The 23,419-nt window shown below is 59.9% G+C and carries 17 protein-coding genes and 1 pseudogene; all 18 read right to left on the reverse strand.

Annotation, left to right across the window (positions count from 1 at the left end; translation table 11 throughout):
* Positions 1-69: 69 nt before the first annotated feature.
* Positions 70-1,182: an ABC transporter ATP-binding protein gene (locus EB231_RS30340; protein WP_172352089.1), complete on the reverse strand. Its 1,113-nt coding sequence runs from the start codon at positions 1,180-1,182 to the stop codon at positions 70-72.
* 8 nt (positions 1,183-1,190) lie between these two features.
* The gene (locus EB231_RS30345) at positions 1,191-1,979 is read right to left on the reverse strand and encodes an ABC transporter permease (protein ID WP_172352090.1); all 789 of its coding nucleotides are present in this window, start codon (positions 1,977-1,979) and stop codon (positions 1,191-1,193) included.
* Positions 1,979-2,860 carry an ABC transporter permease gene (locus tag EB231_RS30350; RefSeq protein WP_172352091.1) on the reverse strand — a complete coding sequence of 294 codons (882 nt, stop codon included), beginning with the start codon at positions 2,858-2,860 and terminating at the stop codon, positions 1,979-1,981. The genes EB231_RS30345 and EB231_RS30350 overlap by 1 nt, the downstream gene beginning before the upstream one ends.
* 70 nt (positions 2,861-2,930) lie before the next feature.
* Positions 2,931-4,079 carry an ABC transporter substrate-binding protein gene (locus EB231_RS30355; RefSeq protein WP_172352092.1) on the reverse strand — a complete coding sequence of 383 codons (1,149 nt, stop codon included), beginning with the start codon at positions 4,077-4,079 and terminating at the stop codon, positions 2,931-2,933.
* Between the two features lie 137 nt (positions 4,080-4,216).
* Positions 4,217-5,863, reverse strand: coding sequence for a choline dehydrogenase (locus EB231_RS30360; RefSeq protein ID WP_172352093.1), 1,647 nt, complete (start codon positions 5,861-5,863; stop codon positions 4,217-4,219).
* Between the two features lie 114 nt (positions 5,864-5,977).
* Positions 5,978-6,889, reverse strand: coding sequence for a dihydrodipicolinate synthase family protein (locus EB231_RS30365; protein ID WP_140774858.1), 912 nt, complete (start codon positions 6,887-6,889; stop codon positions 5,978-5,980).
* 145 nt (positions 6,890-7,034) lie between these two features.
* A complete protein-coding gene (locus tag EB231_RS30370) occupies positions 7,035-9,158 on the reverse strand; it encodes a N,N-dimethylformamidase beta subunit family domain-containing protein (protein ID WP_172352094.1) in 2,124 nt (707 codons plus the stop codon).
* Positions 9,159-9,255: 97 nt separating this feature from the next.
* Complete coding sequence (locus EB231_RS30375; protein ID WP_056567810.1) at positions 9,256-10,476, reverse strand: sugar ABC transporter permease; 1,221 nt, start codon at positions 10,474-10,476, stop codon at positions 9,256-9,258.
* 8 nt (positions 10,477-10,484) lie between these two features.
* Entirely contained in the window at positions 10,485-11,258 is a 774-nt protein-coding gene (locus EB231_RS30380; RefSeq protein WP_172352095.1) for an ATP-binding cassette domain-containing protein, read from the reverse strand.
* An 11-nt stretch (positions 11,259-11,269) separates the two neighbouring features.
* Positions 11,270-12,367, reverse strand: a complete 1,098-nt coding sequence (locus EB231_RS30385) for an ABC transporter substrate-binding protein (protein WP_172352096.1) — start codon at positions 12,365-12,367, stop codon at positions 11,270-11,272.
* Between the two features lie 528 nt (positions 12,368-12,895).
* Positions 12,896-14,305: pseudogene (locus EB231_RS30390) on the reverse strand (M20 family metallopeptidase).
* A gap of 11 nt (positions 14,306-14,316) precedes the next feature.
* Positions 14,317-15,753, reverse strand: coding sequence for an aldehyde dehydrogenase (locus EB231_RS30395; RefSeq protein ID WP_172352097.1), 1,437 nt, complete (start codon positions 15,751-15,753; stop codon positions 14,317-14,319).
* Between the two features lie 16 nt (positions 15,754-15,769).
* Positions 15,770-17,368: a GMC family oxidoreductase gene (locus EB231_RS30400; protein ID WP_172352098.1), complete on the reverse strand. Its 1,599-nt coding sequence runs from the start codon at positions 17,366-17,368 to the stop codon at positions 15,770-15,772.
* Between the two features lie 67 nt (positions 17,369-17,435).
* Positions 17,436-19,307: a dipeptide ABC transporter ATP-binding protein gene (locus tag EB231_RS30405; protein WP_172352099.1), complete on the reverse strand. Its 1,872-nt coding sequence runs from the start codon at positions 19,305-19,307 to the stop codon at positions 17,436-17,438.
* A complete protein-coding gene (locus EB231_RS30410) occupies positions 19,304-20,218 on the reverse strand; it encodes an ABC transporter permease (protein ID WP_172352100.1) in 915 nt (304 codons plus the stop codon). Before EB231_RS30410 ends, EB231_RS30405 begins: the two co-directional genes overlap by 4 nt.
* A complete protein-coding gene (locus EB231_RS30415) occupies positions 20,218-21,204 on the reverse strand; it encodes an ABC transporter permease (protein WP_172353093.1) in 987 nt (328 codons plus the stop codon). The genes EB231_RS30410 and EB231_RS30415 overlap by 1 nt, the downstream gene beginning before the upstream one ends.
* Positions 21,205-21,276: 72 nt before the next feature.
* The gene (locus tag EB231_RS30420) at positions 21,277-22,830 is read right to left on the reverse strand and encodes an ABC transporter substrate-binding protein (protein ID WP_172352101.1); all 1,554 of its coding nucleotides are present in this window, start codon (positions 22,828-22,830) and stop codon (positions 21,277-21,279) included.
* Positions 22,817-23,086 (reverse strand): hypothetical protein, encoded by a 270-nt coding sequence (locus tag EB231_RS30425; protein WP_172352102.1) that lies wholly within the window; start codon positions 23,084-23,086, stop codon positions 22,817-22,819. The genes EB231_RS30420 and EB231_RS30425 overlap by 14 nt, the downstream gene beginning before the upstream one ends.
* Positions 23,087-23,419 lie beyond the last annotated feature (333 nt).

The raw sequence follows: 23,419 nt of genomic DNA on the forward strand, positions 1-23,419 counted from the left end.
AGCATATTGAATATAGGATATAGAATTGCAACGCTAGTGCGGCGCTCGGACCGCACGTCCAAATGGATGTCAGGATGACGTGGGGGCAAGAGGCAGAACGGTCGCGCTGTCCTTACGCCACGAGACATGGACCTTGTCGCCCGCCGTCGGAAGGGCCGCACCAGGCATGTTTTGAACCTGGACTCGGAATTTTTGGCCGCCCGGGCTGACCAGATGGAAGAAAGAGCGACTGCCTGAAAAGATCACGTCGGCAACTTCGGCGTCCATCGCATAGTCAAGCCGCGCATCGGATTGCCGGAAGGACATCGCTTCCGGCCGGACGGACATTACCGCGGCGTCATTCTCAGACACCGGGACATCATTCGAAACCACATCAAACGGTCCGTCCCTGGTCTCCAGCGAAAGCTGCCCGATGCCAGACGAAGTCAGTTTTCCCTCGAACAGATTTGTTTCGCCAAGAAATTTTGCCGCAAACAGGGATCTTGGGCGAAAGTACATGTCCTGAGGTCTGTCGACCTGAACGATCCGGCCGTGATCGATCAGCACAACCCGGTCCGAAAGGATCATCGCTTCATCCTGATCGTGCGTGACATAAACGAACGTTGCGCCCGTCTCCAATTGGATTCGTTTCATTTCTCCGAGCATATGTTGGCGTATCTTGAGGTCGAGCGCAGCCAAAGGCTCGTCGAGTAGTAGAACCCGGGGGCCATTCACCAGGGCTCGGGCCAGCGCCACCCGCTGGCATTGGCCACCGCTGAGCTCGCCGATGAAACGATGCGAAAGGCTTTCCATCTGCACGGTCCTGAGCATCGCCTGGACTCTTTTGCGGCGCTCGTCCTTCTCGACACCTTTGACCTTGAGGCCGTATGCGACATTGTCGAAGACGTCCAGATGGGGGAACAGCGCGTAGCGCTGGAAGACCATGTTCACTGGCCGCTTTTCCGGGGGCAACACAGCAACGTCCTTGCCGTCAATCTTCAGAGTACCGGATGTGAGTGCCTCGAAGCCGGCGATGATGCGCATCAAGGTTGTTTTGCCGCAGCCGCTCGGGCCGAGCAAGGTCACGATCTCCCCCTCGTTGATCGTGAGATTGATGTTGGTCAGGGCCTGAAAAAGGCCGAACTGTTTTTGACCGTTCGACAGTTCAATCAACGGTGTTTCAGTTGATATTCCGCTGTTCATTTGTAGCCTCAAGAGGACGCGCGTTCTGACAGGGCCGATGCTCGCTTGAACCGCCCGACGAGGAAGCCGATCGCCATGACGGCGATCGAGAACAAGAGGGCGAGCGTCGAGACCGAGTTGATCAGTGGCGTGACCGTGCGGCGCATCATCGACCAGATGTACATGGGCAAGGTGGTTTCGGTGCCGGCGACAAATGACGTGACGACGAACTCGTCAAACGACAAGGCAAAGCTCAGGATCGCGCAGGAGATCAAGGTCGGCGCGATCAGCGGAAGCGTTACTCTCCTGAATGTCCCGATTTGCGAGGCGCCAAGGTCGCGGGAGGCCTCTTCGAGCGTTCGATCGAAAAGCGCAAGCCGGGCCCGCATGGCGATCATGAGCATCGGCACGGATAGAACGACGTGAGAAACGACGATCGTGACCGTCGAAAGACGGACGCCCAGTTGCGCGGCCAAGACCAGCAATGAGACACCAAGGAAGAGGCCAGGCAGTGCGATCGGGGTGATGCACAGGATTTCGAGAACGCTTCGACCAATCCTCCCTAGCCGCAACCAGGCAAGGGACGCGGCCGTGCCAAGGACAAGGGTGATGATGGCTGTTGCCGTGGCGATCACCAGGCTTTTGACAAGAGCCTGGCCAAGCTGCGGATCCTCGAAGATCAGCGTGTACCATCTCAGGCTGTAACCGTTGATGGGGAAGGAAAACGATTGCTCCGCATTGAAGCTGAACAAGACGATTACGACGAGCGGAATCAGGAGATATGCCAAGGTCGCGTAGACGACCGCCTTCAGCAACATCACGCAACCTCCTTGGCAGGTTTGGTTTTACGCCTGGCCGGAATGAGTCCCGTGAGGCGGCCCAGGGCAAGCACGAGCGCATAGATGACCAGCGATACAAGGAACATGAGAAAGGCCTGGGCGGCCCCGAGCGGCCAATTGCCGGTCTTTCGGAATTGATCCGCGATAAGAAGGCCGGTCGTTTGGCCCGAGGACCCGCCGACCATCTGCGGCGTGACGTAATCACCTGCCACAAGGATGAATGTCAGCATGAAGGCGCCGACAAGGCCTTGCGCGGCGTTGGGAGCGACAACCCGGAAGAAGGCCCCCAAAGCCGATGTGCCGAGATCGCGCGATGCCTCGATAAGTTCCGCCTTGATCTCGCTCATCGCTGAAACGACCATCAGAATCGCGAATGGCAGATAGATGTGGGTCAGCGTTATCGCGACCGCAAATGGGCTGAACAGGAACGCTTGGACGGGTGTGTGGACGATTCCGAGTTGAAGCAAAACCGCGTTGAGCAGGCCGTTGGTGCCAAGCAATGTGCGCCAGGCGTAGATTCTGACGAGGTAGCTGGAGAACCACGTGACGAGAATGAGATAGAAGATGATCTTCGATCTGGCGACGTAAGTCAGGTAATATCCGACAGGGATCGATAGACAGAGCGTTACGGACGCGGTGATGAGACCGATTACGATTGCGTTGTAGGTCACACGCAGGAAAAGCGGCGATCGTATCGCCGATATGTAATTGGTCAGCACAAAGTCTGGAACGATGCGGAAGCCGGATGACATCCAGAAACTATAGGAGAACAGCAATATAGCGGGCACCACGAAGAACAACAGCATGTAGATTGCCGCCGGCGCGGCCAGAATGCCTCCGGTTCTTTGTGATGAGGTCATCGCAATTCCTTTGACAAGAAAGCGCAAGAGCCGGTCTCGCCGACCGGCCCCGACGACTGGTTACGGTGGACTACAGGCCTGCCTTGAATTCCTGCCAGGCCTGGACCCAGTCCGCATAGGTCGCGTGCTCGCCATCATCGTCGACGGGGGGAATACCCGGCAAGCCAGACGCGAATATTTCGTTGATCTTCGAATAGTCGATCCGCTTGCGGGCGTCGGCATCCAGAAGCGCGACGGCCTTCTTCGAGACCGGCGCCTGCACGACCGCCGTCGCGACCTTGGCCTGGATCTGGGGATCGAGAGACTGGTTGATGAACGCGTGCGCGGTATCGATGTTGTCGGCCGATATGGGAATGAACCAAGCGTCGACCCACAGCACCGGGCCTTCTTCGGGGATCGCCATTTCGAGTGGCACGCCTTGCGCGCGCACCTGCGTGATGATTGACGGATCCGCCACAAGAACTGCCGCGACTTCCTTCGATGCCACGAAATTTGCCACATCGCCCTGATTGATCGAGATCAGGCGCGCCTGGTTTCGATACAGGACGTAATTCTCGAACGCCTTGCCTAACTCCTCACGAGTCAGCAGAGGATACTTGTCCCCCAAGCCGACCAGGCGGGCGATCAACGGCCAGTTGCCCGTCGCATCGTCCATTATCGCGATCTTTCCTTTCAGGCTCGGGTCCAGCAGATCCTTGTAGGACGCGGGTTTTTTGATCATGTCGGAGTTATAGAGGAGGGTGTTGAAGCCCCATATGTAGGGCGATCCCCAATGCTTGCCGTCCGAGAACCATGTCGGCTTGTCGAAGAATACGTCAAAGAGATTGTCCGCGTTGTAGTTCGGTATTTTGGACATATCGATCGGCGAAACGATCTTCATATCCTTGATATAAAGCTTGCTGTAGGCCTGATTGTATTCGGCAAGATCGATGGGGGGAGGATTGCCGGCAATAAATTTGGCCTGGACATCGTCCTGAGACGCTATCGATGAGGTTTCCGCGGTGACACCATTGGTCGACCGCCACTCCCGCAGCTCATTCGTCATGTCGTAGCCTTCCCACGCCATGATCTGCAATGAGCCGCCAACCGCCGCACGGGCTGGCGTTACGAACAGTCGTCCCGTCGACACTCCAAGGCCGGCCCCTGCCAGGCCAAGCAGCGCGGTACGTCGGGTAAACTGGATTGTTTCAAGCATAGACGTCTTCGGTTCTTTCGCCATGTCATTCCCCTTTCGTGTTGGTTCATTCACTTTTTTATAATGGATATTGGATATAATAAATTCGCAGTCAAATCATTTGTGAAGCGTGGTGCGGGCCAGGCAGTCCGGCTCCGCGGCCGATCGCCCTCCGGTGGATTTCAGCTCAAGCGCTTCTCGTCGGCGTAGTGCGCCACTTGCGGTGGCAGCGCCTGGCGACCTCGCACGCGATCGACCATCTTCTCGGCGATCATCATTGTCGGGCAGTGGAGGTTGCCGTTGGGAATGCGCGGCATGACAGAAGCATCGATCACCCGGAGGCGTTCGACACCATGGACCCGGCCTTCGTCATCAACGACAGCCATGTCGTCATTGCCCATCCGGCAACTCGAGCACGGATGGTATTGCGTCCCCATATTCTCCTTGAGCCAAGAGAAGACCTCTTCGTCGGATTTCTTGCGCAGGCCGGGGACGATAGCTTCGCCGCGGATGCTATCCCAACCCCTTTGTTGGATGATCTCGTCGGTATGACGAACGCCGTCGATCAGATTCCGCCTGTCCTGCTGTTGTTGGAGATAGTTCAACACGATTGACGGGTGCAGTCTCGGGTCAGCCGATTTGAGCGTCACCGCCCCTCGGCTTTCCGGCCGGCCAAGGCACACCTGATATTGGAATCCTTCCTCGATGTTGACCTTTCCATGCATCAGCTCGCCGAGCATCGGCAGGAACTCGTGCTGGATGTTGGCATACTCGACGGAATCGCTGCTTTTGAAGAAGGAGCCGACTTCCCACAGATTGGTAATGCCCAAGCCCTTTCTGAAGAACAGCCATTGTGCGCCGATGAACGCCATCTTGATGAGGTTCATGTCGACCGCCGGAGACACGCCTCGATGCGAGGCACGATACTTGACGGATACGGCGACATGATCCTGCAAGCCTTTTCCCACACCGGGAACCTCAGCCACGCCCTTGATGCCATACGCGGCAAGTTCCGCGGCGGGACCAACACCGGAAAGGAGAAGCACATGCGGCGAGTTGAAGGCGCCGCCGCACAGGATAACCTCGCGCTCGGCTTCAACTGACTGAACCACGCCATCTTTCTCGAAGGTGACGCCGACAGCTTTCCGCCCACTGAAATCGACCTTGTGAACCAGGGCGTTCAAAAGCAGCTCGACATTACCGCGCTTGATGGCTGGGCGAAGATAGGCTCTCCCCCCACTCGCGCGGATACCATTGTCGATGTTGGCCTGATAGGCGTGGACGCCTTCCTGGCGATAGGCGTTGTAGTCTTCGCTCAACGGGTGCCCGGCCTGCTGCCCGGCTTCCAGGAACGCACGGAAGGGCTCGAGCTCGGCCTTCAGCGTCGTGATCCGTATTGGCCCCTGCCCGCCCCTGTATTCATTGCTCCCCTTGTCATACGATTCCAGTTTCTTGAAATAGGGAAGGCAATGGGCATAGGACCAGTTGGGAAGACCATTTTCCGCCCAGCGGTCGAAGTCGCGTGGATTTCCCCGCACATAGACCATGCCATTCAGGGATCCCGAGCCGCCAAGCATCTTGCCGCGAAGATGTGTGACCATGCGGCCATCGAGAGCCGCCTCGGGCCCTGTTTCGAATTCCCACGTCCGCTTTTTGTCAGTCAGCGGATAGGACATTGCGGCAGGCATTCGAACATAGATCGAATTGTCGTGCGGCCCCGCCTCGAGGACGAGAACATTGACATTACGGTCCTCGCCGAGCCGGGCGGCGACAATGGAGCCGGCCGCTCCAGATCCCACGACAATGTAATCGTATTTCTTCGAACGCACCTGTCTCACTCCGGCTTCAAAATTCGGCGATGAAACCGGCGGACAACCTAGTGCCACTGTCCGCCGGTCCTTCTCAATATGACGATCCGAAGATCATGATGATGATCTTAGAGATCATGCGGCCTGCGGTAGCGAGTAGTTTTCGAGCTGCTTGATCGCGTCCTTGATGGTACGCGTCACGAATTCCCGCTCGTCGCCAACGAGCGGCAAGCGCGGTCCACGCACCCATTCGGGCGCGCCATAGACCAGGCTCTCGGAGAGCTTGATGTACTGGACGAGCTTCACGTGAGTATCGAGATGGAAAGCCGGTGTCAGCAATCTGTAAAGCTGCAGCGCCTCATCCTTGCGCCCCTGGTTGCAAAGGTTGAACAGCGTGACGCATTCCTTGGGCCATACATTTGTCATGCCCGACACCCAGCCGACCGCACCGAGCGCGACGCTCTCGACGACCTGATCGTCGACGCCACAGAAAATCTGATACCGATTGCCGAGCGCTACATACATGTCGGTCACGCGACGGACATCGCCGGTCTCTTCCTTGACGGCTACGATGGTCGGCGAGTCGGCCAGTTCCTGCAAAACCCGAGGGGTAACGTCGACACCGTAGGCGATCGGATTGTTGTATATCATGATCGGTAGCCCACTGGCCCTGGCCAGGCTCTTGTACCATTCGGCTGTCTCTCGAGCATCGGACTTGTACCCAAGGGTGGGGAACGCCATCAGGCCCTCCACACCAAGTTTCTCGAATTCACGAGCACGAGAATTGGCGTCAGCCTGGGTGATCTCGGCAAGTCCGGACAGAACTGGAACCCGCCCGCCGGCCGCTTCTTGAGCGCTACGGATGACGAGTTCCTTCTCGGAAGGAGTGAGGCAGGCATTTTCGCCGAGCATCGGCAAAACGATCACGCCCGAAACCCCGTTGGTGATCAGCCTGTCAATGGCAGACTGATTAGCCTGTACATTGATCGAGCCGTCCTGATTCAGCTTGGTGGTTACGGCGGGAAACACCCCAGTCCAGTTGTTCATTTTTTCCTCTTGCGTTCGATGGCATACCTTACGCCATCACTATATCCAATCTACAATATCCAATATTTCGAGTCCAGCCCTGGCCTTCCTGGCAATTCGAAGACTCTGGACGAAAAGCTCAACTCCTTTTTCGGAATGGAGTGGCCTACGCCTCCCGCAGAAAGTGACGGAGCACGTTGCCCGTCAGCGTCGCAACGTTGTTGTCGTAGTTGTCGTAGGCAAGCGATCCGGCCCAACAGATCGACCCGACGGAGAATATCCCGCCTCCAGCTCCGGTTTCGATGAAGACGACATCGGACCTGACATTCGGGTTGTTCGGTCCGCTGACATTCGGCTCGACCTGCGTGACGGACTCGAGGAACGGGTAGTAGGTATCATTGTGCCGCGAGCTCAGGATCACGCGGGCATTGCTTGGCGTCCCGGCCGCGAAGTCAGCGCTGTCCAACTCGTCGCCCGCGGCGCCACCGAGGACATAGCCAAAGTCACCGATCATCTCATCGCCGATGCCCTCGAACATGAAGGCAAGGTCGGGACTGTAGGAGTCCTGCGTGCGAGAATAGCCCGAAGCGGTGCCCCAACCGACGCCGGCCGAGGCGACGCCGAAAAACAGGCGGCTGCTTTGACCTCGGTGCGAATAGAGGCCTCCGATCTCTCCCGTCGTGGCATGCATCAACTCAGCCGGATGAGACGTCCAGTTGCGCTCACCCGAATAGCCGCGCCGGCACTCCAGCGTCATGGTGTCGTCGCCGTCATAGCTCGTCACCCAATACCAGCCGTTGCCGCCGAGATACATGAGGCTCCCGCCCTGTCCGGCATAGGCCTTCAGCGCATCCATCTCCAGTGATGTCGGATATTCCGGGTGAGATCCTGAGACAACGACATCATAGCGGGCCAGAAGTTCCAGGCCCATGCGATGCAGGTCCTCGTCCGTCGCCACGTCGAAACCGACGCCGGATCTCTCCAGCCAGCCGGTGATGTAAAAGTCAGCCGCAAAATGCCGGCGCGCGGCGTTGAGCCAGGTGATGTAGTTGGGCGAAAAATTGACGACAGGCCGCTTCCACGAGGAATGCATGACACCACTGCCATCCGCATGCCGATCGTAAATCGAAAGCCCCAGTTCAGGGTGCGTATGAACGAAAACATCCGTCTCATTGAGCTGGATCTTGTCGCGCATGCGCTTTTGGTGAGCCTCGCCGCGTTCACCGTATCCCAGATGCTCGTTGGCATAGGCGAGATAGGTGTTCGTGGGCGCCAGAAACAGGACCTTGTTTTTGGATCGCTCGGTCGGCTGGATGTAGAAGGGCAGATGTTCGACCTGGTCGCCCTGTGTGAGCTTGGCGGCATAAATGCCGCTCGGCGTCGCCTCGGGAAACGTGGCACTGAAATCAGTTTCCCATCGTGCATCGTTCAGATCATCCTCATGGAAATGGATGGCGGACCACTCGGATGGATTTTCCTGATAGCGGACCTTCGTTCCTTTCCACAGATGGCCCCGAACCCCGCGAGCAGGCCGATTGACAAGCGTCCCATGCAGGTCGTTGCCGGAAACATCGGTGACGATGAGTGTGTCGATCCCCATCGCAAAGTCCCATGACGCGATCGGCTTTGCCCCCTCTCCGGGTGCAGACAACACGGAGGGATTGTCGATCCGGCCGTTGAACCGGTCCACCGGGCGGTCGCGCTCATCCAGGTTGGAACCGATGAGAATGCGATCGACTCGGGCTGGCTCCGGCGTATCCGGCAGCGCGAGAAACCGCGTTTGCCCAAAACGTTGGGATGGCCATAATCCGTCGACGGCAAACTCAAGGGCGATGCCGCGATCGCTGCGCCCGCCCTTGATATGGATCCACTTCCCCTCGTGATCATTGAGGTTCATGGAAAGAATCCTGGCGTCTTCTCCCCAGCCGACGCGCAGTTCAAGCTGGTCTCTCGCGATGACGAGAGACCAGGAAGCCGTGGTCCGGTCGGTGGCGACAGCCAGGATTGTCTGGCACTCGCGATCCTTGAGAGTTGGCTGGACCCAGACCTCGAAACCAAAAGTCGAGATCACCGGGGAAAACGTTGGCACCACGATCGCGTACGAACCCGGATCAAGGTCCTGAAGCCGCCCCTGGTAGAAACCGGCCGCCGCGTTGCCAATGCTCTCTTCTCTCACTGATTGGTCATCGCCATTGATGGCTACGCCATGCAGCCGAACAAACTCGACCGAATATGGCGCCTGGGCCGCACTGACCTTGAAATCGATCGTACCACCCGGCTGGATGCTCACATGACTTGCATACCCTAGGATCTTCACCGTGTTTCCTCGAAATACGCTGCTGCACACCCGGTTAAAGCCGCGACCGAACCGAGTTGCGTCGGCAAACTCATGATTTTGCATCCCGGGACAGGAGCCCATCGGCGGTGACGGCAAGCACCAGTATCAACCCCTGAACCAGGTACTTGATCTCGGTGGGGGCACTGAGCAGCGAAAGCCCATTGGTGATGCTGCCGATAAGCAAGGCCCCAAGAAGGGCCGCCCATACGGACCCACGGCCGCCAAAAAGGCTGGCCCCGCCGATGACAGCGGCGGCCACCGCCTCGAGCAAGAGCGTTCCGCTGCCGGATTGCGCGGAAACCCCCAATGTGCGTGACGCGGAGATGATGCCGGCAATGCCAGCCAGCGCGCCAGCGATGATGAACGTGTAAATGCGGATCTGGCCAACATTGATGGCGGCGCGCCGGCTGGCCTCCACGTTCCCGCCAATGGCGTAGAGATACGTGCCGAACTTCGTCTGGGTCGTGACATAGGCCATGATCGAGAGGAGAACGATCAATATCGCCACCGGCGTTGGAACGCCGCGATCGAGATTGAGAATGGCGACAACGAGACCACCGGCGAGGCTCAAGGCCGCGATTGGCAGCAAAACATTGCTCGGGATTGATTGATGGATGCCGAGACGCCTCTTGTGGTTTGACGACTGGACAAGGAGCGCGGCAACCACGCCGATACCGATGGCCAGAAGCAGGTAGCCGGCCATCGGCGGCAAGAAGCTGTTGGCGATCCACTGGATATCGGTCCCCGATAGCGGGATCGACCCGCTCCTCGGCAAGAGCATCAGCAGCACGCCCTGCATGGCAAGCGAGGTGCCTAAGGTAACGATGAAAGCGGGCGCCCGGAATCTCGAGATGATCAGACCCTGGACCAAGCCGACCGCCGATCCCGTGACAATTGCCGCCAACAGGCACAGCCACGACGGAAGACCGACCGTTACCAACAGATAACCCATGACACCGGATGCCACCGCACTGAGTGCGGCCACCGAAAGATCGATCTCCTTCACGATGAGAACGAGCACGAGACCCAGCGCCAGCATAGCCGTCACAACGATCTGAACGGCGAGGTTCGTCAGGTTTCGCGGCGAGAGGAAGCGGTCGTTCATCGCATAGAAGAAAGCCCAGACGAGCGCGATCGCGATAAGGACGGGGATAAACCGATACTTGCCGCTGACCCCACTCAGTATCCGTCTCTGCAGATCCCGGGAGCCTGTACGATCATTTTGCAAATTGGCCCCCTTGCTTATCCGCAGGCCTTTTGAATTGTTCATGGGCTTTCCTAGGCGGCTGATGCGGACAGGCCGGTGATTGCCGAGACCAGATCGTCGCGCGAGAATGTTCCACGGCTGAATTCAGCCACCTTGCGCCCAAGCCGCAGGACGACAACCGTGTCGGCCATCTCCTGTACATCGGCCAGGTCGTGCGAAATGACGATGACGCCATGATTGGTCTGGCGAAGTCGCATGATCAACGCCATGACCTCCTTGCGCTGGGCAACCCCCAGCGCCGCCGTCGGCTCGTCGAGCAATACAACTTTCGGTTCCCAGAGCACCGAGCGGCAGATGGCGACCGACTGGCGTTGCCCCCCCGAGAGACTGCCCACCGGCACCGTGAGGTCGCGCAATGTACTGACTCCCAGTTCGCGCAACACCTTTCGCGCCCGGCTCTCCATGTCGGCACGACGCAAACGGCCGGCGGTCAGGATCCCGCCCTGCAGTTCACGTCCCAGAAACAGGTTCTGGACCGTATCGAGATTGTCGCACAAGGCGAGATCCTGATAGACGGTCTGGATACCCAGCCGCATTGCATCATGTGGGGCGGTGATCCTGACTTTTGCGCCATTGACCCGCATTTCCCCGGCATCGGGCGTGTTGATGCCGGCAATGGTTTTGACCAAAGTCGACTTTCCGGCGCCATTGTCGCCAACCAGTGCGACAACCTCTCCAGGACGAACCGCCAAGGATACGCTTTCGAGAGCGTGGACGCCGCCGAAGTGCTTGCTGATATTTATGAGTTCAAGAACGGGCTGGCTGTTCGTGTTTGTGGAACCCATCGCGCTCACCGTCACTTGGTGCACAAGGCGCTCTTGACGGCGGGACCCGCGCAGACTTCCTCGCGTGTCAGAATTCCCTTGTCGATCAGTTCCGCCTGCACGTTGTCGCGGGTGATGAAGACGTTCTCGTTGAAGATCGCCGGAACCGCCTTCATGCCGTTATCGTAGGTCCCGTTCACCATCTTCTTTTCTTCGCCATTCTTTTCGAGAAGGGCGACGACCAGCCGGACGGCGCTGTCGGCCATCGCACGATATGGCGGCACCATATCGTTCTCGATGTTGCCGGCGAGAAGATGCTGGATCGTCCCGGCCTGACTGTCATAGCCGCCGAAAACCTTGACCTTTCCAAGCAGATCCTGTGCCGCCAGCGCGGCTATGGTGCCGTTCGCGGAACTGTCATTATGGACAAGGAACGCGTCGATATCGCCACCGGCCTGCTGCAGGCAACCGTCCGTCGCGACGCGGGCATTTTCCTCCGAGAGCTGCAGGTTGTCGCTCTTGCAGACGATCTCGACCTCGCCTTTTTGAACCAGGGGGGCGAGGACCTTCTCCGTGCCGCTGACGATCTCGCGGTCAAAGAAGAAGGATGGGTCGCCCGTAATCAGGCCAATTCGGATCGGCTTCTTTGCATCGGCCAGCGTCTTGATCGCGAAATTGGCAGCCGCCTCGCCGATCGGCTCAAACGGCACGGTGACATAGTAGTCGATGTCGCTGTTGTCGGAATTGTAGGCATACCCGACGATCGGAATGCTGGCGTCGTGCGCCACCTGCACAATGCCCTGGCTTTGATTGGGCACAGCCGGCGCCAGAATGATTGCCTTGGCGCCTTGGGTCACGGCTGCCTGGGCCTGCTCGAGTTGCCTCGACGGATCGTTGTCGGCGCTCAGAACGACAAGCTTCAGATTGGGAGCGTATTTCTTCAGTGCCTCATCCATCCCCGGTTTGTCATAGGCTTCAAACCGCGTGATTTGGGAATTGGGCGTAAGGAAATATACCGTTCCCTCGATCTTTGAGGCGACTTCCTCGGCTTGGGCCACCGGGGTCTCCAATCCCGAAAAGGCGATCGTCAATGCGAACAGGCCACGCGCAGCATTCCTGGTGAGTTTCATACCATTCCCCTTGGTTCTCATATTTATAAAGGATATTGGATACAAAAAAGAAGGCTGTCAAGTCGCATGGTGACGGGTATGAGGGCCTGGGCTTCAAAAAAAGCGGTTCGCCCTTGAGCAGGCGCGCGCTGATGTTCACGCGCTGAATCCGCAATTTCGTGCGAAGAGCGGCCGTGGAGATCGAGGTTGGACTAGTCTTATCGCCAGCGATCCAAGCGTTGGTTCACGATCGATATGGCGACCACGAATCCGCATTGCCGACTCGGTTATCCTGCCCGGCGCGAACTCGGTTCCACTTTCGCAGTTGTCACCGATTCACCCTGTCGGACGTCGCAATCCCGGACTGACCGAAGCCGGCTCGAGCTGAGTTCACAATGAGGCAGCCATTTCAGTACAGCGATCGGATTCGCCAATATGCTCCACCCGTACAACTCAATCAGGGCAGGCTCGCGTCTCCTGTCGCGAAGCCCATGGCTGGGGCACGAACAAGAATTGGAGCCAACCCCGCGTCCCGGTGCACGCGCCGGACTAGCCAAGAAGCGGCGGGGAGAGGTCGGACGGAAGAATGTTCACGACAGGATCGCGCGCCAGTCTGGAGGCGTGCTCCTTCTTCGCCTCGGTCAACATGGCAGCGTCGCTCAGCAGGTCCGCCCCGGTGGCTGCCATCACCTTCGAAACATGCACCATGCCCTTATGGGCATGAGGCGATTTGCCTTGGGCTGTGACTTGCCAGGTGTGAAGCGGCGTCCCGATCGCCATAGTGGCGCCATAAGCCTGGACCGTGGGTACCTTCCAGCTCACGTCTCCTACATCAGTCGATCCGAGCATCTGCCTGCCGCTCGATCCCACTCCAACAATGCGGTCGCACAATGCCGTTGCGCCGGGCTCCAGCCCGAACATTGCATATGCCGACCGCACGTGATCCTGCGTCAGGGTTGCCTGTATCCGTTGCGCGAAGGCCTCGTCCTCCGCGTCGAATTCCGGTGGCCCGAGCATTTCGAAATTGCGGGCCAAAGCCCGCTCCAACACGCGATTCCCAAGCAAGCTGTTCATGGCACATACGAGGCGCGACTTTACTGTGGTCTCACTCATCAGGGCAGCGCCATCGGCGATGCCCTTGACACGGTCGACAAGCGCCACGACTTCGCGGGCGCGGGGCGATCGGACGATGTAACGCACCGTCGCCTGAGCCTGTACGATGTTGGGTGCCGGACCACCTGCGTCGAGATAGGCGTAGTGAAGCCGGCAGTCGGAGGGGATGTGCTCGCGCAGGTAGTTCGAGCCAACGCTCATCAGTTCGACGGCATCGAGCACGCTACGCCCAAGGTGCGGTGAGCCAGCAGCATGAGCCGAGCGCCCCGTGAAGGAAAAATCGAGAATGGCATAGGCGAGCGCGGCTGGCTCCATCACGCCGGCGAATGCAAAGGGATGCCACGAGATCGCCGCATCCACATCATCGAAAATGCCGTCACGGACCATGAAGGCCTTGCCGGCCCCGCCTTCCTCCGCCGGACAGCCATAGTAGCGCACGCGGCCGGGCAGGTTGCCCGCGGCCAGCCATTCCTTCACCGCCGTGGCGGCCAGCATCGCGCCCGACCCCAGAAGGTTGTGGCCGCAGCCATGGCCTAGCCCGTTTCCTGCGAGAGGCCTGTGCTCCGCCGCGCCAGCCTCCTGGCTGAGTTCCGGCAGCGCATCGAACTCTCCAAGGAAGGCTATACCGGTCCGCCCTCCCCCGCTTCTCCCATGACTGCGGTCGGCATTCCGGCGAGCCCCGTCTAGACCCGAAAACCCTGCTCCCGCAGCATGCGCGCGTGCGCCTCTGACGAGCGGTGTTCCTGATAGTTGAGTTCGGGCGTTGCCCACACCCTGTCGCTCAGCTCAACAAAGCGCGCCCCCCAATGCCTCAACGTGCCCCCAGACGGCAGGACTATTGCTCATGTCGGCCCTGCTCAGACAGCTATGGTCTTGTGTTCGATGTAGTGGTTGATCGCCTCGGGACCGAATTCGCGTCCAATTCCACTGCGCTTGAAGCCACCGAATGGCGACAGGAGATCGGAGGCAGCGTTGTTGACGGTCACACCCCCGGTGCGGATGCGACGCGCGATCTCCAATCCTCGATCAGGATCGGAGGTCCACACCGACCCCGACAGGCCGTAGATAGAGTCGTTGGCGAGCCGAACGGCATCCTCCACACCGTCATAGGGAATGACGCACACGACCGGGCCGAAGATTTCTTCCTGAGCGATGCGCGAGGCGTTGTTGACATTGGCAAAAACCGTGGGCTTGACGAAGGCGCCGTGATTGATGCCTTCCGGCATCCCGAGCCCACCGACGGCAAGATCGGCTCCGCTTTCGATGCCCGCAGCGATGAAATCGAGCACACGCTGCCGCTGGCGTTCCGCCACCAGCGGCCCCAGAAAAGTCTCAGGATCAGCCGGATCGCCAATCGTCATGTCGGAGACATTGTCCACAAGCGCGTCGACAAAGGCATCGTGGCGCCGGCGCGGCACGAGGATACGCGTTTGTGCGACGCAGACCTGCCCATTGTTGGGAAAGGAACGATAGCGGAGCGCATCGACTGTCTGGCCTATATCGGCGTCGTCCAGCACTATCGCCGCGGATTTGCCGCCGAGCTCAAGGCTGACGCGCTTCAGTTGTGCGCCCGCCAGGCTGGCGATGCGGCTGCCGGCAACAGTGGAGCCGGTGAAGCCGATCTTGTCCACGCCCGGATGCGTCACCAGATATTCGCTGACCTCCCGGTGAGCAACCAGGATGCTCAGGACGCCTTCCGGCAGTCCCGCCTCATTGAACAACTCGCCCAGATACTGGCCGTCAATCGCGGTTTCCGGCGCCAGCTTCAGGATCACCGTGCAGCCGGCGAGCAGCGCCGGAAAGAGCTTCGCCAGAGCGACCTGATGTGGCGCGTTCCACGGGATGACAGCGGCGACCACGCCTACCGGATCACGGACCCAAACTGCGCTACCCCGCGGATAGCCAGCGCGATGCACTTCCCAAGGATACTCCTCGGCGGCAACCAGATAGGCTTGGCCCTGATCACGAATGAGGGTCTGGATGGCTTTGGCAAACCAGGCCGGCGCGCCCATCTCCGCCGTCACCAAACCGGCGAACTCGTCGGAGCGGGTCTCGTAGAGTTCCGCGAACCTGCGGATGACAGCAATACGGTCGACCACCGGCATGCGCGGCCAAGCGCCCTCATCGAATGCCTTGCGCGCCGTCGCGACCGCAAGATCCACGTCGGCCTGCGCTGCCAGCGGCACCGCGCCGACCTGGCTTCCGTCGTAGGGCGAGCGGACCTCGATGAAATCGGCGCCCAGGGGATCCACGCGCCTGCCGCCGACGAAGTTCTGCGTGAAATTCCGCGTCATGGTAACCAGTTCTCCGCTACGGATGGATGAGGTCGGCCGCACGCTCGCCAATCATGATCGCCGTCGCGTTGGTGTTGCCGGCGATATGACGCGGGAAGATCGAGGCATCCGCGACCCAGAGCCCTTCGGTGCCGCGTACGCGAAGCTCCGGGCTGACGACAGCGCTTTCGTCCGCCCCCATCCGGCAAGTGCCCACCGGATGCAGGAACGGCACCGTGGCCTTGCGCGCATAGGCTTCGTCCGCAGCAGGCCCCGCGCCTTCAGCCGGCACTTCGATCAGCTCGCGCACATGGCTGCCGAATGGGGGCGTAGAGGCCAGCTTGCGTATCCAATCCAAGCCGCGCAGCACGCAGGCAATGTCGTCTGGATGGTCGAGCAGGCGCGGATAGATCGCCACTGGCTGTCTCGGGTCGCTGGAACGAAGCTCGAGGTGGCCGGTGCTCTTGGGATAGTTGACGTTGGCTAGGATGGTAACAAGGTTGCGCGTCGGCACGTGCAGACGGCCGTTCTCGTTGAAGTATCCAAAGGGGAAGAGATGGAACTGGAGGTCCGGCATCTCCCTATCCGGCGTGGATTTCAGGAAGGCGAGCACCTGGGCGGTGGGCACGCTCAACACACCGTTGCGCGAAAGGATCCATTCGGCGAACGCTTTTGCCCGCCCGATTGGCGATGCATAGGCATTCCCCGTCTTGACGTTCATCTCCGCACGGACATAGAGGCCCGGATGTTCCATCAGGTTGCGGCCGACCTCGGGACTTGCGACCCGCACGCCAATCCCATGGCGGGCCAGTTGGTCCGGATCGCCGATGCCCGAGAGCATCAGTATCTGCGGCGAGTTAATGGATCCGGCCGACAAGACCACGCCGTGCCGTGCCTTGGCTCGTACCTTCTGGCTGCCGCGCAGGATGTCGACGCCGGCAGCCCGCTTGCCTTCCAGCACGATGCGCTCGACCAACGCATCGTCCATGAATGTGAGCTTGGCGTCACCGAGGCGAGGCAAGATGAACGCGTCGAATGCCGAGTGACGAACGCCGCCTCTGGTGGAACCCTGATTCCAGGCGACGCCCTCGTGGGACCTTCCGTTGAGGTCGGGGTTCAGGGGCACGCCCGCATTGACGAAGCTGTCGATGAACTTGGCCGATATCGGGTGCTTCCAGCGTAAGGCCGACACACGGAGAGGTCCCATGCCGCCGCGATAGGCATTATCCTTGTCGTTATCGGCGGTCTCCATCTTGCGGAAATAGGGAAGCACCGAATTCCATCCCCACCCCTTGTTGCCCATCGCCTCCCAGGCGTCGTAGTCGGCCGCGGCTCCGCGAATGAAGATCATGCCGTTGATGGCCGAGGATCCGCCTGGCACGCGCCCCCGTGGCCACGATTCCTGCAGACCATTGCGACTGGGATCGGGCTCGGTCACGTAATTCCAGTCGTAGCGGACGTTGCCGATCGTATGCATCAGCGCGGCCGGCACGCGCGTCAGATGCAGCTTTTCGCTTTTGCCCGCCTCGAGGAGAAGGACACTCGCGCCCTTTTCGACCAGACGCGCCGCGAGCGGTGAGCCGGCGCTGCCCGACCCTACGACAATATAATCGAATTCCATCGTGGACGTGCTCATCAGAAGTTTGAGGCGGGCGCGGCAAGCCGCATCGCTCCGCCGGACGCGGTTGGAAATCTAGCTATCCTCACGATGCCCTCACCTCAACGGCGGGCATCCTCGCCGGCGCGGCGGCTCCGGCGGTGACAAGATGACAGGCAGCATAGTCGTCGCCGCTACGCTTCATCAGCATGGGGTCCTCGCTCACGCAACGTGCGAAGGCGAAGGGGCAGCGTGTGCGGAAACTGCAGCCCGGAGGGATGTCGATCGGATCGGGCGGCTCGCCTTCCAGCAGGTAAGTCCCGGTATCGTACGGCTTGTGCTCAATGGCTGGCACCGCGCTGAGCAATGCCCGGGTGTAAGGGTGCGCGGGATCGAAAAACGTGGCCCTGTTGCCGGCAAGTTCCGCTACGCGACCGAGATACATGACGGCTACGCGGTTGCAGACGCGGCGAACCATGCTCAGATCGTGGGAAATATAGACATAAGTGATGCCGTGCCGGTTCTGCAGCCCCTCGAACAGGTCCAGCAACTTTCCCTGCTCGACCTGATCGAGCGCCGACAAGGTCTCGTCGAGAATGAGCAGTTCCGGCTCCAGCACCATGGCGCGCGCGATGTTGACACGTTGGCGCTGACCGGCGCTGAGGCCCACCGGCAGTCTGTCCGTAAGATCGGACCGCAGGCCTACCTCGTTCATCGTGGCCGCCACGCGTTCCCTGATCTCCTTGGCGGCCAACCCACCGTGGATACGCAGCGGCTCCGCGATTGTGCGACCGATGGTCAGGTGTGGCGGGATCGCGTTGTAGGGATCCTGAAGCAGCAGTTGGAACCGGTGGCGCAAGTCCATCAGCTTGCGGCCGCCCAGACGGGCGATGTCTTGTCCCTTGAACAGTATCTGACCCTTGTTCGGAGCCTCAAGGCGGCTGAGCAGCCGTGACAACGTCGATTTCCCGCAGCCGGATTCGCCCACGATACCGAGATTGTCACCCTTGTAGACATCGAACGAGACGCCGCGCACGGCCTGCACCACGCGATGCGCGAACAGCCTCTGGCGATCCTTCGTGGCGTAGGAGCGATAGACGTCACGCACCGAGAGGATGACTTCGCGCTTGTCGTCCACAGCTTCTTCCGGCGCGGCCGCCGTCGGTTGGGCATCCCATATGCGAGGCAGGCTCTCGATGAGATTGCGGGTGTAGCTGTGTTCCGGTTTCTCGATGAGGCCGCGCGTGTCCTGACATTCGACGACCCGGCCATCGGCCAGCACCAGAATGTTGTCCGCAATCTCGTTCAGCACCCCGAGCGCCGACGAGACGAAGATGATCGCTGTCGAGAAGTCGCGCTGCAGATCGCGCAGGAGGCGCAGGATCTGGGCCGCCACCGTCACGTCGAGCGGCTGCGTGATGTTGTCCGCCACCAGCAGGTCCGGATTTGTGACGAGCGCGTCGACGATCAGCACACGCTGCATCATGCCACCGCTGAACTGGAACGGAAATTCGTGGAAGCGCTGCGCCGGCGAGGGAATGCGCACCGCATCCAGCACCCGCAGCACGCGAGCCCTCGCGTCGGCGGTCGAGATACCAGGCTCAACGGCGCGAAGCTTCTCGATGATCTGCTGGCCGACCGGAATGGTGGGATCAAGCGCGCTGCCTGGGTCGGAGCCGATATAGGCTATCTTGCTGCCGCGCAGCTTCTGCATCTCGGCGGGCGGAAGATCGAACAGATTGCGCCCACGGTAGGCGATACTTCCACCCGTCGGCAGAAGCGGTGGGCTTATCCAGTTCACCAGTGCGCGCGACAGGACCGTCTTGCCGGAGCCGCTTTCGCCGATGATGCCCAGGACTTCGTTCTTCGAGACCGAAAGATCGACGTTGCGCAGGATCGCGCGCCGACCGCCGGCAGGCGTGGCGAGATCGATCGAGAGGTCCGAGACCTCGAGGATTTTGGCACTTTCCGCGCTCATAGAACCCCCTGCAGGAATTTGTTACGGGAGCGTTCGAGAGCGCCTCCCATCAGGTTGATGCCGCACAGCGACGCTGCCAGCAGCAGGCCGGGGATGGTGGTGATCCACCAGGCATTCATGAGATATTTCGTGCCGTCGGCGATTATGGTGCCGAAGGTCGGTGTAGGCGGCTGGATGCCGATGCCTATGAACCCCAGGATCGCCTCGAATATCATCATGCGCGCGACGTCGAGCACTGCCACGAAGGCTATGGGTGGCAAAGTGTTGGGCGCGATGTGCACAAGCAAAATGCGCAGGTCCGAGGCGCCCAGTATCTTGGCAGCGCGCACATATTCCTTGCGCCGTTCCGACATGGTGGCGCTGCGCGCTATGCGGGCGTAGCCCGGCCAGCCCGCAAGGATGAACACCAGAATCACCGACATCGGCGTCGGTCGTGTCATGCCGAGGATCGTGATCGCCAGAATGATGACCGGGATGGACATCTGCGCGTCGGTGATGCGCATCAGGATGAGGTTGGTCCAGCCGCCGGCATAACCCGCCAGCATTCCGATCGCCGAACCTATGACGAACATGCCGATGACGCTGGCAATGCCGATCATCAATGCGTTTCGCAGCCCTATCAGCGAACGTGCCAGAAGATCGCGGCCGAGCTGGTCCGTGCCGAACATATGCGGCCAAACCCAGCCTTGCTCCGGGAAGGGCGGTGAGAATTTCAGTCCCACGCTGAACTTTGTCGCGGAAAGCCCGAGCAATGTGGGCGCGACGACCGACAGCAGTATGAGGCCGAGGAATATCACCGCACCCACCCTGAACTCCGCCGTACTTGCGGCATTCAGGAAAATGCTGGCGCCCAGGCTGCGTGACTTCGCCGGCTGGCTGGCAGCGGTTTCGACGATGGCTTGCTCCGACATCAGTACTGCAGCCTTCTGTCTATCGTGGTCGATGCGAAATCGACCAATATGTTCACAAGCACGAGCGCGACGCAGGAGAAGATTGCGATCGCCTGGATGATGGGAAAGTCACGCTGGAACACCGCGTTGATCATCAGCAGACCGATGCCTGGATAGTTGAAGACATACTCGATGACGAAGAGACCGCCGAGGATCAGACCCACCGCCTGAATGCCGAGAAGGTTGAGCAACGGAATGGACGAGTTGCGTAGCACATGCGCGCCGATCATCCGCGCACGCGTCAGGCCGCGTATCTGACCTACGGAAACATAGGGATCGAGGAGGTTCGACGACACCGAGACCGACAGGGAGCGCACGATCACCGGAATGAGTTCAACCGCGAGGACCAGCGCCGGCAATATGGCATAGGTCCAATTCTGGTAGCCGATCGCGGGAAGCCATCCGGTTTTGGCTGACAGCAGGAAAATGAACACAAGTCCAAGCCAGACATTGGGCAATGAAACCAGCACCGAGCTCAGATAGAGCGCGAAACGATCCGGCCATCTCCCAGCATTGAGCCCGGCCCAGACACCGAGCGGCAAGGCGACAGCCAGCGAGATCAGAAAAGCGAGGCCGGCCAGCAGGAGGCTGTAGGGCAAGGTCGTGACGATAAGCTCGATCACAGACGCTCGGTTGCTCGCATCGAAAGTCGATTCGCCGCGAGAACCGCCGGTGCTGCCGCCTTGAGCGCTTCGCACGAAGGAGCGTCCGAAATCGCCTTGCAGCACGTGTCCCATATAGCGCCCGAACTGGACGATTATCGGGTCGCGCAATCCAAGATCCTTGGCGGTTTGCTCCGCGACCGAGGGCGACACCATCGGCCCCAGCATGAGACGCACGGGATCTCCGGGCACGACACGCAGCAACGTGAAGATCAGCAGCGCGATGGCAACGACGATGATAGCGCCCTGGGCCAGGCGGCGAATGAGAAAATCTATGGCAAACAGCATGGAATCCATCTCGTGCGGGGAGAATGGCGGCGTCGGCAAGTATGGATCCGGCGCCGCCTGTTCCTTGCGTCAGACCAGATCGGCTTTTGACAAGTCGATCGGCCCGTAGGGCAGATAGACGGCACCCTCAAGGCTCTTGGATGCGCCATGGAAGGTGAGCGCTGAGAACAACGAGAAGCTTGGAACCTTCTTCGCCATCGTCGGGAAGGTTTCCTCGGTAAGGATCTTCAGGCGCTCTTCCGGGTTGGGTGCCTTGCGCTCCTTGTCGAGCGCCGCATCGATCTCGGGATCGTTGATGCCGCTGATGAGCGCGGCACTCGAATGCCAGTTCGGCCGCAGTACAAGGTCCGGTTCCGGCGAAGGCGTCATCCAGCCCACGTCGCACATATGGCCCTGACCCTGTCCGTCCGCCCGCCGATAGATGGCGACTTCCCACGCGGCCGGCTCAAGGACGGTAAGCTGGACATTGAAGCCCTGCTCCTGGAGCATCGCGGTGATCAGCTCGCCGTATTCCTTCGTCTTCGGATAGAAGCCGATCGACGTGATGTATTCGAGCTGGGGCAGGCCTTCGCCTTTCGGGAAGCCGGCTTCCGCGAGCAGGCGCTGCGCCTCATCCGGATTGTAGTCCGGATAACCCTCGATATCCTTGAAGCCGAATTTCATTGGCGAGATGTAGCAGCTCGTGGGCAGCGCCGCGTCACCCATGAGTTCCAGGATCTGCTTGCGGTCGATCGAATGGCATGCCGCGAGACGGATGCGAGGATCATCGAACGGCGGCTTGTTGCAACGGAAGTGCAGATACTTGTTCTCTGTCGTCAGGCCCTTGCGGGTGACGACCTTGGGGTTGCCCTGAAGCGAGACATACTGCTCTGGCTCGAGGCGCTCGGCGATATGATACTGGCCGTTGAGCAGGCCCAGGACACGTGTATTGGCGTCGGGCACGTAGGCGTAGATAACCTCATCGACTTTCGGACGGCCGCCGAAATAATCGTCATTGGCCGCCAGCACGTTCTGGTCGCCGTTGGTGGCAACATATTTGAACGCATTGGTGCCGTTCGGGCGCTTTTCCAGGCTCTTGGGATCGGCGACATCCTTGGCCGACAGAACCGGTATCACACTCGAGATGAACCACCAGGCAGAAGCCGGATAGCCATATTTCTCGGTGTGCAGTCGAACCGTGAGGCGGTCGACCACTTCGACATCAACCTTGCCAGGACAGTAAGAGGCGGCCGGGCGCTTCGGATCGGAAGAGTATTCATAGGTGGCCTTCACATCCTCGGCGCCGAATTCCTTGCCATCGTGGAACTTCACGCCATCGCGTAGCTTGAACTCGATCGTGTTCGTGTCGATCAGGGACCAGCTTTCGGCCAGCGCCGGCTCCAGAAGGTCCGCCTCGCCGTCCCGCATCGGGGCCCTGGTCAGCGCATTGAACACGAACTTCTCGAAATTGCCCTGCCCGAGCGTGGTGTGAGAGGTCGGGTCCCAGTTGCCGGTAACCGGCCCCATCGAGGCAAGCACGACACTTTTCTTGCCGTCAGCGCGCACTGGCACTGGCATGCCGCCGACCATGCCCGCCACGCCAAGCGCGCCAGCCCCTACAATAAGATCTCTACGCGTAACCATTGATGTTCCCCTTTGCTTGCGTGCGCGCCTTCCTGGAACGCGCGACTTCGTTATCAATTGCCAAGCCGATCACAGTTCCAGCCTCCACCGCCGGTCCGAAACACTCCATCCGTCTCTGGAAGCGCAGGAAATGCGCGGCATCCCTGCCGCGGCCGGCGATGCCGCTCGCGGCGCCCGGAAGCGCGCCTTGAAGGGCTCGTCGCGCAACCGATCCGCCTGCCAAAGCCAGAATAAACAAATCGGTCAAAAACATCATTATAGTCACACCATTCAGAGTCAAGCCAAACCGATCGGCGGCGCGAAGATTCATAAATTGGAGGACACCGAGGGCTGCCTCAAATTAATCAGTTTTCATATAAATATTTGAATTTACGTGATAAATTTCCTTCGATTCCCGAAGCGATGCGCGCCATGGATGAACGATTTGAATGTTTTATGAATTTTTGCCGAATTGACGGATCATCAGCCTGAACTTATCATGTCGGAAACGGGAGGCTTGACTTAGTCATGGAAGCCATTAGCCCAAGGCTGTTGGAACCGCTCATGTCAGGGAACGCAGATGGGCTGCCCCCCACTGGCCGGCGGTAGA

The sequence above is a fragment of the Mesorhizobium sp. NZP2298 genome (genome assembly GCF_013170825.1).
Classification (GTDB): domain Bacteria; phylum Pseudomonadota; class Alphaproteobacteria; order Rhizobiales; family Rhizobiaceae; genus Mesorhizobium.